A 13,451-nucleotide genomic window follows, 5' to 3' on the forward strand; every position below is an offset into this window, starting at 1 on the left:
GAAGAACAGAAATCGATCCAGTGGGTCGATTACCTGACGAACGCGCAAAGCGCTGGACCGTAGGTTCAAATCCTACTCCCGCAACCAAATCAAAACCAAAAATATGCCGGTGGGATTCTGACGCGTGACGCCATGAGAAACTATGTTTCCGACTGGTTTCCGTGAAACAAATACGGCCTGCTCATACCCATCGCGCCAAATGGCTGAATTTAATTGGCGACCGGTGGTTGGACCGAATTGCTGTAGTCACTGTATTCCCAGTCTTGTCGAATCAAACTGTTTCGTATTTTGTCGTCGCGATGGTTCCCGGCTGTGTTCAGCGGTTTGGGAGAAAAGGGAATACGGTGCGGTTCTTTAAAAAGCCAATTCCGTGACTGCCCCCGCAACTGTAGGCGGCGAGCGACCCGAGATCGTCCACTGGGCAATTGCCTGGGAAGGATCGGGATAGCGTTGACCCGCAAGTCAGGAGACCTGCCATCCGAATTTTTTTGGACCTGGGCGGGGTGTCCCAGAGGGAGATGACAATGTTTCACGCGGTTCGTACCGTGCACGACTTTGCACTCGCTTTGCCCCTGTCCGAACACAGGAGGCGTTGCCTTTGTCATTGCAAAAAGCTGACACCCAAAGGGGTAAATGTCTGACAGAATTTAGCGTTCCGGTGCTGGTCTTAGGTGCTCTGGCGCTGTCGGCGCTCTTGTGGCTGGCAATTTACGCGGTGATTTGATGTCGGCAGTCTTACAAATCCGTGACCTGACCTTGGGCTACCGCGACCTGTCGTTGTTTCATCGCTTGTCTATGGACATCTCGGCGGGAACAACCTTGGCCGTGCTTGGAGCGAATGGGTCGGGCAAAAGCACATTTGTAAAAATGCTACTGGGCTTGATGGATCCGCTTTCGGGCACCCTGCATTGGCCGCAAGGTCGCCCTCGTGACATTGGGTATCTGGCGCAGATGACCGAATTCGATCGCCGTTTTCCCATTCGTGTCAGGGATCTTGCAGCGATGGGGGCCTGGCACGGGTTCGGCTATCGATCCGGTCTGAATGCGGCTGCGCGCGATCGGATGGCAGCCGCATTAGATGAGGCTGGAGTTTTAGATATCGCCGACAGACCGCTGCACATGCTGTCGGGTGGGCAGTTGCAGCGTGCGCTCTTCGCGCGGGTGATCATGCAGGACGCGCCGCTGATCCTATTGGATGAACCCTTTGCTGCAGTCGATCAAAGCACCGAGGCGCATTTGCTGTCGATTATCCGCCGGTGGCGTGATGAGGGGCGCGCGGTGGTGTTGGTGGTGCACGATCTTTCCTCGGTCCTGGACCATTGCAGCCATGCGCTGCTTTTGGGCGGTCAAGAGGCGACCCACGGAACGGTGAATGAAGTTTTGACGCCGGACCGGCTGGTCGCGCAAGGCTACCTCTCGGAAAGCCAGGCATCCTGGATGTTCCGTGGCCCCCAAAATACAGCGGAGCACGCTAATGTATGATCTGATCGCAGAAATGTGGAGCTTTGCTTTCATGCGCCGCGCGTTCGTGGCGACCACGGTCCTGTCGGCCTCGGTCGCGCCGGTGGGGGCGTTTCTTGTTTTGCGCCGATTGTCGTTGGCCGGAGAGGCCATGGCGCATGCGATCACCCCGGGCATCGTTATCGGCTTTGTCACGGCGGGCCTCTCGGTCATGTCGCTGCTGGTCGGAGGGCTGATCGCAGGTGTTGGCGTCGCTATTCTGACCGCATTTTTGGCGCGCCGGACGATTTTGCGAAGTGACGCAAGCCTTGCCTCGCTGTATCTGATCGCGTTGGCGGTGGGTATCTTTATCTTGTCTGCTGCCGGTTCTGCTGTTCCGCTAAAAAGCTTTCTGTTTGGGTCCATCCTGGGGATCGACGATGCGTCAATGATCCTTGTCGGAGGGGTGGCGACGGTAACCTTGCTGGCCTTTGCCATTCTGCTGCGCCCGCTGATTGTCAGTACCTGTGATCCGGTTTTCTTCGAAACTCAGACGCGCCGGCCGTGGTTGGTTGATCAGGGTTTCATGCTGCTGTTGGTTCTGAACCTGTTGGCGGCGTTCAAGACACTGGGAACATTGATGGCCGTTGGCCTGATGATCCTGCCTGCAACAGCGGCACGCTATTGGGCCAGTACGATTACAGGGCAACTGGTTCTGGGCTTTGTGTTTGCCCTGTCCAGCTGCTGGATCGGACTGACCCTGTCCTATCTGTTCCCGGACACTCCGTCCGGCCCTGCGATCGTTTTGGTTGCGGGTGGGTTCTTCCTGATCTCGGCCATTTTTGGTCCGCTTGGTTTTGGCAGACGGTTGAGCAAGCCGTCTGTTTCTAAAGACATCCCCATTTCCCAAATTCAACAAGAAGAGAGAGCGCAATGACTCTTATGAAGTCCCTCTATACCGGCATCGCCTCTGTGTCGTTTGCCGTCGCGGCGTTGCCAGCCGTCGCAGCCGAAGACGACGTCAAGATCGTCGCCAGCTTTTCAATCCTCGGCGACATGGTCGAAGAGGTCGTGGGCGACCTGGCCACGGTTACGACAATCGTGGGCCCGGATGCAGATGCACATGTCTATCAGCCGTCGGTTGCAGACGCGAAGGCCGTTGCGCAAGCGGATCTCATCTTTGTCAACGGTCTGGGGTTTGAGACGTGGTCAGATACTTTGATCGCTGAATCAGGCACAGAGGCCACCGTGCACATTGCCACTGATGGTATCACACCAGTGAAAGTTGACGGTGCAATTGACCCGCACGCGTGGAATTCACTATCCAACGGCAAAATTTACGTGACCAATGTCGCTGATGTGATGAAAGAGGCGATGCCCGAGCACGCCGATGAGATCGAAGCCAACGCGACCGCCTATATTGCTCAGCTTGAGGCATTGGACGCCGAAACCAAGGTCAAGCTGGCAGACCTGCCCGCTAATCGCCGTACGGTGGTGACCGCGCATGATGCGTTTGGATATCTCGCAGACGCCTATGGCCTGACGTTCCTTGCACCGGTTGGCATCGACACCGAGGCAGAGCCATCGGCGAAGGATCTTGCTATCCTGATTGATCAATTGAAGGCGGAAGGTGCTGCGGCGCTGTTTGTCGAGAACATCACCAGCCCAACTTTGGTCCAGCAAATCTCGGATGAAACGGGCATCGTGATTGGCGGTCGGCTGTTCTCGGACGCCTTGTCCGAACGAGGTGGACCGGCCACCAGCTATCTCGCGATGTTCCAGCACAACCTGAATACTCTGCTGAACGCTCTTGAGAACGTAACCGCAAGTTAACTATTCCAATGGCGCGAGGCGGTGCCTGAACCGCCGCCTCGTGCTGTGCTGCGACGATCGGGCTATTTGGGCAGCCGTCGTTTAGTCGGGCCTCCAGCCATCTTCGTATTCCCCCAGAGTTCGGGACAGACCCAAAAGCGCGGCGAACAGTCTTGCGTAAACGTCCCGGGACATCATGGATTTGTTGTCATCCAACACCTGTAGAAGATCAACAACGCCAGTTGCAAAAGCATTGTAGACCAGCTGATCCGCAGGCGTTGGGTCCAGTGTCCATATGTCGTGCGCGTCATAGTACCCAACGGGTTGGGGGTCGTCGTCTATCATGTGTCCGCCTCATTTTGATGCCGCACATGTAAGTGAGAGGAAGGCAAACGCTAGTGATGTGGCGGAAAGTCACAAGTTTTTGGCGGTACCAAAAACGCCACCCCAACCTTGCGTTTCAGTGCTGATAGGAAGTGATTAGGTGCGCCTCGACCACAACCGGCATGAATTGTGTTGGCCGAGAAGTTGTCAGGGTTTCGAATGTTCGCTCTGCAATACTTCCAGAAACAGCTTGGTCACCCGCGTCGGTTCAGGTTGCTTTCTGGTCACGGCTGCAAACCGGGTTCGGTATTGCGTTTCGCCCGGCAGCACCATTCGCATCTTTCCCTGATCTACAAAGTCCTGCGCAAGGTGGTCAGGCAAATAACCGATGTATCGCCCCGACAGAACAAGTATAGCCAGCGCCTGCTCGCTTTGAACTTTTGCTGACCGTCGAAAGCCCAACTGTTGACCAACAATAAGGTTCGGAGAGTTCACGCTGAGCCCAACATAATTGTATCTGAGCAAATCGCTCGTCCTCAGACGCCGGTCCGGTACATCGAACAGGGGGTGTTCCCGGCCGCAATACAGGAACATGTTCTCGCCATACAAGGGCGCGTAGTTGAGACTTGTCGAAGGGCGATGCAGCGCGATGATTCCAATGTCAAGCTGGCCACTTATGACCATGGTTTCAATCACGTTCGGCGGCTCAAGGGACAATTCGATCTGCACTGACGGGGCGGCTTCGTTAAAACGATGAATGGCGCGGGCAAGGCGGGAATCCGGGTTTGACGCACATTGATCAAACAGCGAAACGCGGATTGTTCCCCCAAGTTGTTCCTTGATCTCGTTCACTTCGTTCCGAAATTGCGACACAGAAACAAGCAAGTGATCTGCCGCTTGCAGCACCTTGGCACCGTCTTCTGTGAGGGCAAATCCGGCAGGCCCACGGGTGCATAGTTTTAGGCCCAATCGCAATTCCAGATCGGTAATATGTTTGGAAATCGTAGATTTGCCGATGTTCAACTCAACTTCGGCAGCGGACAGGCCGCCGCTTTCGACAACCGTCTTGAAAACGCGTAGCAACCGGATGTCGCTGTCGCCGAGGCGTGAGGCAACCATATTCTTCCCAACTCGCAAGGTTTGATATATATGAAACCTATCGCGCAAAGAATGGCAACATAGAAACACAGTTCACCGGCTACTCTGGAAAAGCCGAGGTAGAATCGGACTGGCCATCTCTCCCCAGGTCAGCGCGCACCTCGAAACCTGATAGAACTGGGAGGACATCTATGTCATTCATCAAAAAGCTTGGCACCATGACTGCTGCCGTTTCGGTCGCGGCCCTGATGGTTGCGGGCGCAGCGGACGCGAAGAACTTCAAGATCGCCGTCGGCGACAGCGCGGGAAGTGCTCAAGAAGCCCTTGGATTGGCTTTCGTAAAGGCACTCGAAGAAAAGTCGGGTGGCGAGCACACAGCTACACTGTTCCTGAACGGTCAGCTGGGTTCCGAGCAGGACACCGTCAACGAGGCCGCAATCGGCACGCTGGACATGTCGCTGCTGGCGATCAACAACATCACGCCGTTCTCGCCTTCGGTTGGTGTATTCACTCTGCCTTATGTGATCCTGTCTCTGGAAGATGCTGAAAAGCTGACCCAAGGCCCGATCGGTCAGGAACTGGTGGAAAACACCATTCGTGACGCAGGCGTGCGCATCATCGGCTGGACCTACACGGGTTTCCGCCGTCTGACCAACTCGAAAAAGCCGGTTAGCTCGGTTGCTGACCTTCAGGATCTGATCATCCGCGTTCCCAAGAACGAGATCATGATCGAAACCTACAAGTCCTGGGGCATCAACCCGACGCCGATGGCTTGGTCGGAAACCTTCACCGGTCTGCAGACCAAAGTTGTCGACGGCCAGGACAACCCATACCTGACCATCAACGCAATGAAGTTCTACGAGGTCCAGGACCACGTAACCAACCTGCGTTACATCTTCTCGATCGAACCGCTGATCGTTTCGGAATCGGTATTCCAGGGTCTGTCGGAAGAAGATCAGAAGATCCTTCTGGAAGCCGGTCAGGAAGCAACTCTGGCATCGGCGCAGTTCTTGCGTGACTCTGAAGCTGCAATCAAGGAAGAGCTGACCGCTAAAGGCATGGAAATCATCGATCCTGAGAACGATGAGGCCGAGTTCATCGAACTGGCAACCGGTGCAGTATGGCCGCAGTTCTACGAGTCCATCGGTGGCGTCGAGAAACTGAATACAGTTCTCGAAGCCATCGGCCGCGACCCGGTCCAGCAATAATCGCCGCAGAGCGATAAGGGAAAGAGCGCTTCGGCGCTCTTTTCACATACAGGGAGTTGTGAAGCGCGATGTTCTGGAAAATATTCAATAATATAGAGAGTATCATTTGCCGCATATTACTTTCGGGTTTCGTCTGTCTGCTATTCGCACAGATCGTCGCCCGCGAAGTATTCGGGTTTTCGATCAGCTGGATCGAGGAACTGTCGGTCTACATGTTCGTCTGGTTCGTCTATTTCGGTGCCAGCTATGCGGCCCTGAAAGGCGCCCATAACCGGGTGACCTTCCAGTTCAAGTTTCTACCCAGCCGCTACATCAAGTATATCGAGGCCTTTGCCGATCTCTTCTGGCTCTTTTTCAACGTCTACTTCCTGTATCTGGCCACAGACTTTGTCTTCAACAAGATGAACAAGTTCTGGAAGTCCCAGACCCTGGGCATCGAGATGAAGTATATCTACATGGTGCTGCCTCTGGCCTTTGCATTGATGACCTTCCGCATCATTCAGGTGAACTATCGCCGCCTGATCAAAGGCGAAGACATCCATGATCCTGACCAGATCGACCTTGATGAAATCAAAGCTGCCACCGAAGCAGCCAAGCGCGACTGAGGCAGGGAGGAATAACAATGGAATCCGAAATCGTCACAATCCTATTTGGATCGTTTCTTCTACTGCTGCTCATTGGCGCACCGATCACGGTTGCTCTGGGTGTGGCATCACTGTTCTCGTTCCTTTACCTGGGCGAGAACCCGATCAAGTTTGTGCAGATTGCCTTTACTTCGGTGGGTGCGTTCCCACTGATGGCGCTGCCTGCATTTATTCTGGCGGGGGCTCTTATGGAGGCCGCCGGGATTTCAAAACGTCTAATCAATGTTGCTGAAAGTTTGGCTGGTCCATTCACCGGCGGTATTTCGGCTGCAACGGTTATGGCCTGTCTGTTCTTCGGCGCCATTTCGGGCTCGGGCCCGGCAACAACCGCGGCCGTGGGGATGCTGATGATCCCAGCAATGATCGACCGCGGCTATGAGCGCGGCTATGCCTCTGCGATTACCGCTTCTTCTGGCGGTCTCGGGATTATTATTCCTCCCTCCATCCCGATGGTGATCTTCGGCATTGCCGCGCTCGGTATGGCGCCGCCTGTTGAAGCGGTCGAGAAATTCGGGACCTTTCAGTCGGTTTCGATCTCGAAACTGTTCATCGCGGGTTTCGTTCCGGCCTTCCTGATCGCCACCAGCTTGCTGATCCTGAACTATTTCATGTCAAAAAAGCGTGGATACAAAGGTGTTGCCGAAGGCTGGTCGATGCGTCACGTGGCTTGCGAAATGTACCGTGGGTTCTGGTCGCTGATGGCTCCACTGGTGATCCTGGGCGGTATCTATACCGGTTTCTTCACCCCGACCGAGGCTGCGATTGTCGCGATCTTCTATACCCTGGTCGTTGGCGTCGTCATCTACCGTGAACTTACCTGGCAGTCGCTGTTCCAGTCGCTTGAAGCCACAACATGGCTGACGGGGCGTGTTCTGCTGATCCTGTTCACCGCAACCGTGTTCGGCCGCCTTCTGGTGGAAAACCAGATCCCCGCGATCATCGCGGACTCGATGCTCAGTTTTACCGACAACCTCTATGTGATTTGGGCGCTGATCATCTTCTTCCTGCTGTTCGTCGGAATGTTCATGGAGACGCTGGCCACGATCCTGATCCTGGTTCCGGTGATGCTGCCGGTGGCCTATTCGGTTGGCATCGACCCGATCCACTTTGGTGTGGTGATGGTCTGTACGCTGGGCATCGGTTTCCAGACACCGCCACTGGGTGAGAACCTGTTCATCGCATCGGGTATTTCGAATATCACGATCGAGCAGATCTCGCTGCGTGCCTTGCCCTTTGCAGCGGCCAATACCATCGCGATCTTTATCATTGCGTTCTTCCCTGAGCTGTCGCTATGGCTGCCCAGGCTGTTGGGCTACTGACCTGAAAGGATAATGTTATGAAACAAATGGTGACAAATATCCTGTTCGCGACCGACTTGTCTGAGAACTCGGGTCACGCCATGCGCAATGCTGCCAGCATTGCAATGGCAACAGGGGCAGAAATTCACGTCCTGCATGTGAACGAACCCCTGTCCGACGACGCGAAGATCACGATGGACATGTTCATCCTGAACGAAGAGACCCGCAAAACCGCCGCCCAGCGGCGCCATGAGATGGTGCGCAAGGTGTTGGCCGAGCGGCAAGCCAAGTTCTGGGCGCAGTTCGAAGGCGAAGACGCCAAGATCCGTGATCAGGTGACCTCGATCGAGGTCACCGACGGGCACCCGGCCGAAGTGATCCTGCGGCGCTCGGTCGAGATGGGGTGCGATCTGATCGTGCTTGGCGCACATGACCACGGCTTTTCGCACACTTTCCTTGGTACGGTGGCGAAACGTGTCTTGCGTCGGTCAAATATCCCAACACTGATCGTTCCGAACCCGGACGAGGGCTAGGAAATTCTCTGGGCCGCTGCATTCGTAGCGGCCCATGCTTTGCGCTGTACAGCGAACAAACCTGGTGATGCCAGAACACCGCCTGTTCCGCATCCAACGGCCCTGTGTTCATCTTGGGCCAAAGCTTGCCAAGCTAAAAACCTCCGCCTCAAATCACACCCAGAAAGTTTCGTTAACAGAGCTTAATGAAACGGTGTTCTCTCCTTAAGAACCGGTTCCTTTATTTGAGTTGTGACCAAAACCGCAATCCAAATTCAGGAGGAGAAGACCATGGAAGCGACACAGACCACTACCCCGAACCGCAACGTTTTTTCCACGCTGTTCGCGGACTATGCAGAAGCCCGAACCGAACACTTCCGCCGCAGGATTTTCGCCAAAACAGTCCACGACCTGGAGGCGCTAAACGATCGCCAACTGAGCGACATCGGCGTCCCTCGGGCTGAAATCAAGCAACGCGCCTATCAAAGCGTTTATCACGGTGCGCCCTATCGGCAGTAGCGACGGGCCAGCCCAAAACACGCTCGCGTAACCAGTTATGAGGTAGACCCTATGTTTGATGTCATCCCACCCAGCAAGCAATTGCCCCCCACGAATAGTGCCCTGCTGTTGTTCGACCGCGCTATGCGCATACGTGCGATCAGTTCCGAAATCGTTCGGGCTGCACAGTATCTGAACAGCTTTTCCGATCAGGAATTGTCAGAGCTGGGCATAAATCGCAGCGATATTGACGACACGATTCAGCGCTACATCTGACAAGCTGCCGAAAGGCGGGCGATTGAGAAAAAGAGAAACAAAGCCACTCTGGCACGCCAGAGTGGCTTTTCTTACGCGAGGTGATCCACAACCTGCAAATGCTGGGCCAGCTTGTCGATCTCGGCCATCCAGCCTTGCACCAGTTTTGGGTCGCTGGGTGCCGCATGGACACCGACGGCGATCGCACGGTTCAGGACGGCCTCAACCGCCAGCGAGACAGGGATAGACACCAGGCGCGCCATTGCCGTGCCACGAGCGTCGCCCCAGGCATCCATGACATAGGTTTTGTGCCAGACGGGTACACCGTCTTTCTCGGCCTTCAACCCTACGCACAGAACCACGCGGTCCGGTTCGCCCTCGTCATAGGCGTTTTCGTCCCAGAACTGGTCAGACATTTCTTTCAGGCGTGCATCGCCTTCGGGTCCGGACAGGGTTTCGATCTCGCTGAACACGTCCGACCACGCATCAGCCCAGCCATTCAGGCGCAAGGTCCCGCGGACGAATTCCTTAACGGTCCAGTGATCCTCGAACTGATACTCTTCCATGAACGGTAGCGAGTCGCGGTTCGGATAGACTTCAAAGCTTTCCGGTGTCGGCAGGGGTGCAACATAGCTGCTGATTGCATCCCAGGGGCGGGCGACATCCAGCGGAGCATAGTCGCGGATCGACTTGGACGGCGAACGCAACGCCTTGAGCACACCCAGCGGGGACCAGCTGAACTTGTACCGGAACGGGTTGGGGTTTTTTGGAATGCCGCCGCAATACGAGATGAAACTCAGGTGGTTGTTGGCATCAAACGCGTCCGATGCGCGATAGTCGGCGATCAGGGCATGCGCCATCAGGTGGTCGATGCCCGGGTCCAGCCCAACTTCGTTGACCAGTGCCACACCGGCCGCGCGCGCCTTGTCGTCCAGCGCGCGCATCTCGGGTGCGATGTAAGAGGATGAGACAAAATTGGCCTCCTTGGAGATGGCCAGTTCCGCCAGTGGCACGTGCCAATCGCCCGGCAGCATTGAGACGATCACGTCGCCTTTTTCCAGCACCGCGCCCAGTGCGTCGATGTCAAAGGCACGAATGTCGTCGGTCAGGTCTCCGACCTCGGCCTTGGCTTTTTCGATAGTCCGGTTCCAGACGGTGACTTTATGACCGCCCTCAATCAGGCGGCGCAGACCCGGGATGGCCGAAAGGCCGGTACCACACCAATGGATGGTCATTCGTAAGCTCCTTTTTGGCTGGTTAGCCGAATTTCAATTTTGCGATCACGATCGCTCCGACAAGAAGGATCGATATCACATTACCCAGGATCAAGGGCCATGCGGCGATCATTAATCCGTAGGCCAACCACAACGTCAGTGTCGACAGGATCAGCAGGTTTGCGGGCAGGGACAGATCTTTGGTTTCGCGGCTGCGCCAGGTTTTCAGGGTCTGGGGAAGCCAGCAGATCGTGCCAAGAACCGCTGCTGCACCGCCGATCAAGTGTTCCATGCGTGCACCGGCTCAGACATGTTTGCGAAACTCGCCCTGTGCCCGACCCCAAACACCGCTTTCGATCTCTTTCAGCGTCAGCAGAGTCGGCAGCAGTTGCGCGGCATAGTCTTCCGAGCTTTCGACTGGCAACATCGAGGGCAGATTGTCGATTGCCATGACATCCATCACCGGATCCGTCGCGACGCGCAAGACGGGGGCGTCCCACGTGGTGGCGCGGTCGTAAACGGGTACCGGGTTGTAATCGCTGTCCGGGTCGCAGGCGACATCACCAATGGCGGTGAGGTTGCGCGGGCTGGTCAGCGCCTCTCGCGGAACAAAGATCGGGGTGCCCGGGCGGGCAAAAATGCAGTTCAGAAACAGGTCATGCTGCAGAATTTCGGGGAAAGGCCCGCCGTTGGCGGTTTCGGCCATGTCCCATTTAGTAACGCTGACACCCATGGCCTCACATAGATCGGAGGCGCCTTTGCCCACCCGTCCCAACGCGCCGATCACAATGGCGCGGGGGCAATTGGCACCTGTGGCGTTCAACTCTGCAAGTAATTCAGCATTCAGCGCGTCCTTGCCCGAATACACACCAACGGGCGGGCATTCCTCATTCCGTTGCTGCGCCGCCCATGCCTTCAGGGTAACCGCTGCGCCAGCATAACCAGCCCAGTAGCCAAATGCTGCGACACGACGGCCATTCTCGTCTACGAGATACTCCAAGTCATAGAGCGTACCGCCACCCGCTTTGAACCTGTCCAAAAGGGCACGGCCAGAATGCTGACCCTTATAGGCGTGGCCAAACATGATGTGGCGGTGGGGCAGGGGAGTGCCGTCCTCGGGCAACTCCTTGAGACCAAAGATGATGGCATCAAGGGGGGCATCTGGCCAGGAATTCTCAGGCGCGATCTCGCAGCCTGCATCTTTGTACCCGTCAATCGGAATGGCGCGGGCATGGCTTTCCTCGACGGTTACCCGGATGCCTGCCGCAATCAGGGACGCTGCGCCTTCAGGGGTCAAACCAACCCGTTCTTCGTTCGGGCGCTGTTCTGCCCGGACCCAGAGATGTGTCATGCGTCGTCCTTTACTTAAAGCATCCCGGCGGCACGCACCGCCTGAACCGAGGCGCGCGCCTCCATCGCCTCGCGGAAAGCGAGGATCTTGGGAAAGGCCGACACGTCCACACCGTCGCCTTCCAGCCAACTGCAAACCACGTACAGATACGCATCGGCCAGTGAAACCGTATCGCCCAACACAAAGGGCCCGCGCAAACCGTTTGATACGATGTATTCACAGGACGCCGTCATTGTGTGCGCGACCTTGTCGGTCATGTCTTTCCAACTGGCCTTTTTGTCGGCCCAGCGAGCCCCTCGCAATTTGTGTGCGTGGTTCACATGCATGGTCGAAGCCAGATAATACATCACTTCGCGCATCCGGGCCGCCATGACCGGATCAGCGGGGACCAGACCTGCGTCCGGAGCAACCGCGGCAACGTATTCCAGCAATGCGCCGGTTTCAGTCAGAATACCGCCATCGACCGCCAATGCGGGAACACGGCCTTTCGGATTGATTTGTTTGTACGCCGGTTTGGTCTGTTCCCCTTCGGCGAAATCCAGACGGACCGCTTCATATTCAAGGCCGGCTTCCTCCAATGCGATGGCAACGGCGATCGAGATGGTGCGGGGGGCAAAATAAAGCTGCATTAGAGTACCTCCGGAACTGGATTACAAATGCGTCTGCGCGAAGTGCCGGTCGGGCGCTTCCAGATGCGGGACTGCATTGAACAGTACTGGGCTCAACTGCGCACCGATCGGGTGCAGACGATGCATTGAGGTGTTCATTATGGCAAGCGCAACCCGTGCCATCGCCTGTATGTCCAGTCCCATCGCCTGCCGAACCACCATCGAAATCAACCCGCCCGATGTCACGACAATCGCTGGTCCGCCGTCGGTTCCGATATCACGCAAGGCGTCCGAGACACGTGTTTCGAATTCCTCAAAGGTTTCCGGGGTCTCTTCGATCTCACCTCTTGCCCAAGCGGCAAAAGTTCGCGGCAAGTGTTCGACGAACCCTTCACGGTCCGTTGGAATCGAAACGCCGTGCTGCTCTTCATATAGTTTGGCAATGTTGAAGTATTCGATCTCATTGAGGCGCGGATCGCGGGTGGGTTCTGGCAGTCCCATGCTGGCAGCGGTCTCCACGTGTCGCGACAGCGTTCCGCAAAAGACACGTGGGTAGAACGCCTGAGTGTTTTGCAAATGCGCACCTAACCAACGTGCCTGCTGATGGCCCAGCTCGCTGAGCTTGTCATAGTTTGCTTCGTCGCGTGCGGCGGTGTTGGCCTGCCCGTGACGCACCAGTGTGATATGTGCCATCGCGCGTCCCCTCTTGCGCGAAGTCTTAGGGCAGGTTCGGGGCCGGTGCCAGAGCCCTTTGGCAGAAAGCGGTCAAAAATCAGTTTGATGGCGATGCTGTTTCTATTCGCGTAAGAAAGCGGCCATTAGCCTATTGCACACAGTGTTGCCTAACGGAAAAAAGTTTCCTATAGGATACAAGATCGCTGCATGCGGCTGCATACACATATCTGCGGCACCTGTTGCCTCGGCTCGATTAAAACGCGATGGTTCAAGCCTGTTGACTTGCTGAACAGTCCTAGGAACCTTGGTGTCACATTGCGGCAGAATACAGCCAAGGTTGCGGTCAACGCGACGATATTTGACAAGGTATCAGGAAAGGTCTCTGCCATGACCGAATTGAAACGCACGCCACTTTACGCTCTTCATGTTGAGTTGGGAGGTAAGCTGGTTGATTTTGCTGGTTGGGAGATGCCTGTTCAGTATCCGTTGGGGATCATGGGTGAGCATAAGCAGT

At 56.0% G+C, this 13,451-nt stretch carries 16 protein-coding genes, 1 pseudogene and 1 riboswitch; of the genes and pseudogenes, 10 read left to right on the forward strand and 7 right to left on the reverse strand.

Annotated elements, in window-relative coordinates; translation table 11 throughout:
- Positions 1-283: 283 nt before the first annotated feature.
- A riboswitch (cobalamin riboswitch) is annotated at positions 284-493 on the forward strand.
- 230 nt (positions 494-723) lie between these two features.
- The 3 genes from ACR0AK_RS22755 to ACR0AK_RS22765 are packed head-to-tail and all read left to right on the forward strand — an operon-like array spanning position 724 to position 3,273.
- Positions 724-1,482 carry a metal ABC transporter ATP-binding protein gene (locus ACR0AK_RS22755; protein ID WP_480795104.1) on the forward strand — a complete coding sequence of 253 codons (759 nt, stop codon included), beginning with the start codon at positions 724-726 and terminating at the stop codon, positions 1,480-1,482.
- Positions 1,475-2,377: a metal ABC transporter permease gene (locus tag ACR0AK_RS22760; protein WP_217356591.1), complete on the forward strand. Its 903-nt coding sequence runs from the start codon at positions 1,475-1,477 to the stop codon at positions 2,375-2,377. The genes ACR0AK_RS22755 and ACR0AK_RS22760 overlap by 8 nt, the downstream gene beginning before the upstream one ends.
- Positions 2,374-3,273: a metal ABC transporter solute-binding protein, Zn/Mn family gene (locus ACR0AK_RS22765; RefSeq protein WP_480795105.1), complete on the forward strand. Its 900-nt coding sequence runs from the start codon at positions 2,374-2,376 to the stop codon at positions 3,271-3,273. Before ACR0AK_RS22760 ends, ACR0AK_RS22765 begins: the two co-directional genes overlap by 4 nt.
- A gap of 81 nt (positions 3,274-3,354) precedes the next feature.
- On the opposite strand, the gene ACR0AK_RS22770 is transcribed toward ACR0AK_RS22765, so the two are convergent.
- Positions 3,355-3,597: a hypothetical protein gene (locus ACR0AK_RS22770; protein WP_170566421.1), complete on the reverse strand. Its 243-nt coding sequence runs from the start codon at positions 3,595-3,597 to the stop codon at positions 3,355-3,357.
- Between the two features lie 186 nt (positions 3,598-3,783).
- Entirely contained in the window at positions 3,784-4,695 is a 912-nt protein-coding gene (locus tag ACR0AK_RS22775) for a LysR family transcriptional regulator (RefSeq protein ID WP_170566418.1), read from the reverse strand.
- 170 nt (positions 4,696-4,865) lie between these two features.
- On the opposite strand from ACR0AK_RS22775, the gene ACR0AK_RS22780 reads away from it, so the two are divergent.
- From ACR0AK_RS22780 to ACR0AK_RS22805, 6 genes are all read left to right on the forward strand, one after another.
- Positions 4,866-5,882 carry a TRAP transporter substrate-binding protein gene (locus ACR0AK_RS22780; RefSeq protein ID WP_170566415.1) on the forward strand — a complete coding sequence of 339 codons (1,017 nt, stop codon included), beginning with the start codon at positions 4,866-4,868 and terminating at the stop codon, positions 5,880-5,882.
- Between the two features lie 68 nt (positions 5,883-5,950).
- A complete protein-coding gene (locus ACR0AK_RS22785) occupies positions 5,951-6,487 on the forward strand; it encodes a TRAP transporter small permease (protein WP_170566412.1) in 537 nt (178 codons plus the stop codon).
- 17 nt (positions 6,488-6,504) lie between these two features.
- Positions 6,505-7,845 (forward strand): TRAP transporter large permease, encoded by a 1,341-nt coding sequence (locus ACR0AK_RS22790; RefSeq protein WP_170566409.1) that lies wholly within the window; start codon positions 6,505-6,507, stop codon positions 7,843-7,845.
- Positions 7,846-7,862: 17 nt separating this feature from the next.
- A complete protein-coding gene (locus ACR0AK_RS22795; RefSeq protein WP_170566405.1) occupies positions 7,863-8,357 on the forward strand; it encodes a universal stress protein in 495 nt (164 codons plus the stop codon).
- Between the two features lie 270 nt (positions 8,358-8,627).
- Entirely contained in the window at positions 8,628-8,855 is a 228-nt protein-coding gene (locus tag ACR0AK_RS22800; protein ID WP_170566402.1) for a DUF1127 domain-containing protein, read from the forward strand.
- 51 nt (positions 8,856-8,906) lie between these two features.
- Positions 8,907-9,110 (forward strand): DUF1127 domain-containing protein, encoded by a 204-nt coding sequence (locus ACR0AK_RS22805; protein WP_170566399.1) that lies wholly within the window; start codon positions 8,907-8,909, stop codon positions 9,108-9,110.
- 71 nt (positions 9,111-9,181) lie between these two features.
- Here ACR0AK_RS22805 and ACR0AK_RS22810 read toward each other — a convergent pair whose 3' ends face one another.
- The 5 genes from ACR0AK_RS22810 to ACR0AK_RS22830 are packed head-to-tail and all read right to left on the reverse strand — an operon-like array spanning position 9,182 to position 12,955.
- The gene (locus ACR0AK_RS22810; protein WP_480795106.1) at positions 9,182-10,324 is read right to left on the reverse strand and encodes a saccharopine dehydrogenase family protein; all 1,143 of its coding nucleotides are present in this window, start codon (positions 10,322-10,324) and stop codon (positions 9,182-9,184) included.
- Between the two features lie 22 nt (positions 10,325-10,346).
- Positions 10,347-10,595 (reverse strand): SemiSWEET family sugar transporter, encoded by a 249-nt coding sequence (locus ACR0AK_RS22815; protein ID WP_109310859.1) that lies wholly within the window; start codon positions 10,593-10,595, stop codon positions 10,347-10,349.
- Between the two features lie 12 nt (positions 10,596-10,607).
- Complete coding sequence (locus ACR0AK_RS22820; RefSeq protein WP_480795107.1) at positions 10,608-11,654, reverse strand: saccharopine dehydrogenase; 1,047 nt, start codon at positions 11,652-11,654, stop codon at positions 10,608-10,610.
- Between the two features lie 14 nt (positions 11,655-11,668).
- The gene (locus ACR0AK_RS22825; protein WP_480795108.1) at positions 11,669-12,283 is read right to left on the reverse strand and encodes a glutathione S-transferase family protein; all 615 of its coding nucleotides are present in this window, start codon (positions 12,281-12,283) and stop codon (positions 11,669-11,671) included.
- Between the two features lie 21 nt (positions 12,284-12,304).
- Positions 12,305-12,955 carry a histidine phosphatase family protein gene (locus tag ACR0AK_RS22830; RefSeq protein ID WP_170566389.1) on the reverse strand — a complete coding sequence of 217 codons (651 nt, stop codon included), beginning with the start codon at positions 12,953-12,955 and terminating at the stop codon, positions 12,305-12,307.
- A gap of 369 nt (positions 12,956-13,324) precedes the next feature.
- Between ACR0AK_RS22830 and gcvT the strand changes: the two are divergent.
- Positions 13,325-13,451, forward strand: a pseudogene (gene gcvT / locus ACR0AK_RS22835) (glycine cleavage system aminomethyltransferase GcvT); the annotation flags it as partial.

The organism is Ruegeria sp. BI12 (assembly GCF_056537985.1).

What these genes read in the sequence shown, in the direction of transcription:
- ACR0AK_RS22755 (WP_480795104.1), top strand. Translation starts at nt 724, where the DNA reads ATGTCGGCAGTCTTACAAATCCGTGACCTGACCTTGGGCTACCGCGAC.
- ACR0AK_RS22760 (WP_217356591.1), top strand. Translation starts at nt 1,475, where the DNA reads ATGTATGATCTGATCGCAGAAATGTGGAGCTTTGCTTTCATGCGCCGC.
- ACR0AK_RS22765 (WP_480795105.1), top strand. Translation starts at nt 2,374, where the DNA reads ATGACTCTTATGAAGTCCCTCTATACCGGCATCGCCTCTGTGTCGTTT.
- ACR0AK_RS22770 (WP_170566421.1), bottom strand. Translation starts at nt 3,597, where the DNA reads ATGATAGACGACGACCCCCAACCCGTTGGGTACTATGACGCGCACGAC.
- ACR0AK_RS22775 (WP_170566418.1), bottom strand. Translation starts at nt 4,695, where the DNA reads ATGGTTGCCTCACGCCTCGGCGACAGCGACATCCGGTTGCTACGCGTT.
- ACR0AK_RS22780 (WP_170566415.1), top strand. Translation starts at nt 4,866, where the DNA reads ATGTCATTCATCAAAAAGCTTGGCACCATGACTGCTGCCGTTTCGGTC.
- ACR0AK_RS22785 (WP_170566412.1), top strand. Translation starts at nt 5,951, where the DNA reads ATGTTCTGGAAAATATTCAATAATATAGAGAGTATCATTTGCCGCATA.
- ACR0AK_RS22790 (WP_170566409.1), top strand. Translation starts at nt 6,505, where the DNA reads ATGGAATCCGAAATCGTCACAATCCTATTTGGATCGTTTCTTCTACTG.
- ACR0AK_RS22795 (WP_170566405.1), top strand. Translation starts at nt 7,863, where the DNA reads ATGAAACAAATGGTGACAAATATCCTGTTCGCGACCGACTTGTCTGAG.
- ACR0AK_RS22800 (WP_170566402.1), top strand. Translation starts at nt 8,628, where the DNA reads ATGGAAGCGACACAGACCACTACCCCGAACCGCAACGTTTTTTCCACG.
- ACR0AK_RS22805 (WP_170566399.1), top strand. Translation starts at nt 8,907, where the DNA reads ATGTTTGATGTCATCCCACCCAGCAAGCAATTGCCCCCCACGAATAGT.
- ACR0AK_RS22810 (WP_480795106.1), bottom strand. Translation starts at nt 10,324, where the DNA reads ATGACCATCCATTGGTGTGGTACCGGCCTTTCGGCCATCCCGGGTCTG.
- ACR0AK_RS22815 (WP_109310859.1), bottom strand. Translation starts at nt 10,595, where the DNA reads ATGGAACACTTGATCGGCGGTGCAGCAGCGGTTCTTGGCACGATCTGC.
- ACR0AK_RS22820 (WP_480795107.1), bottom strand. Translation starts at nt 11,654, where the DNA reads ATGACACATCTCTGGGTCCGGGCAGAACAGCGCCCGAACGAAGAACGG.
- ACR0AK_RS22825 (WP_480795108.1), bottom strand. Translation starts at nt 12,283, where the DNA reads ATGCAGCTTTATTTTGCCCCCCGCACCATCTCGATCGCCGTTGCCATC.
- ACR0AK_RS22830 (WP_170566389.1), bottom strand. Translation starts at nt 12,955, where the DNA reads ATGGCACATATCACACTGGTGCGTCACGGGCAGGCCAACACCGCCGCA.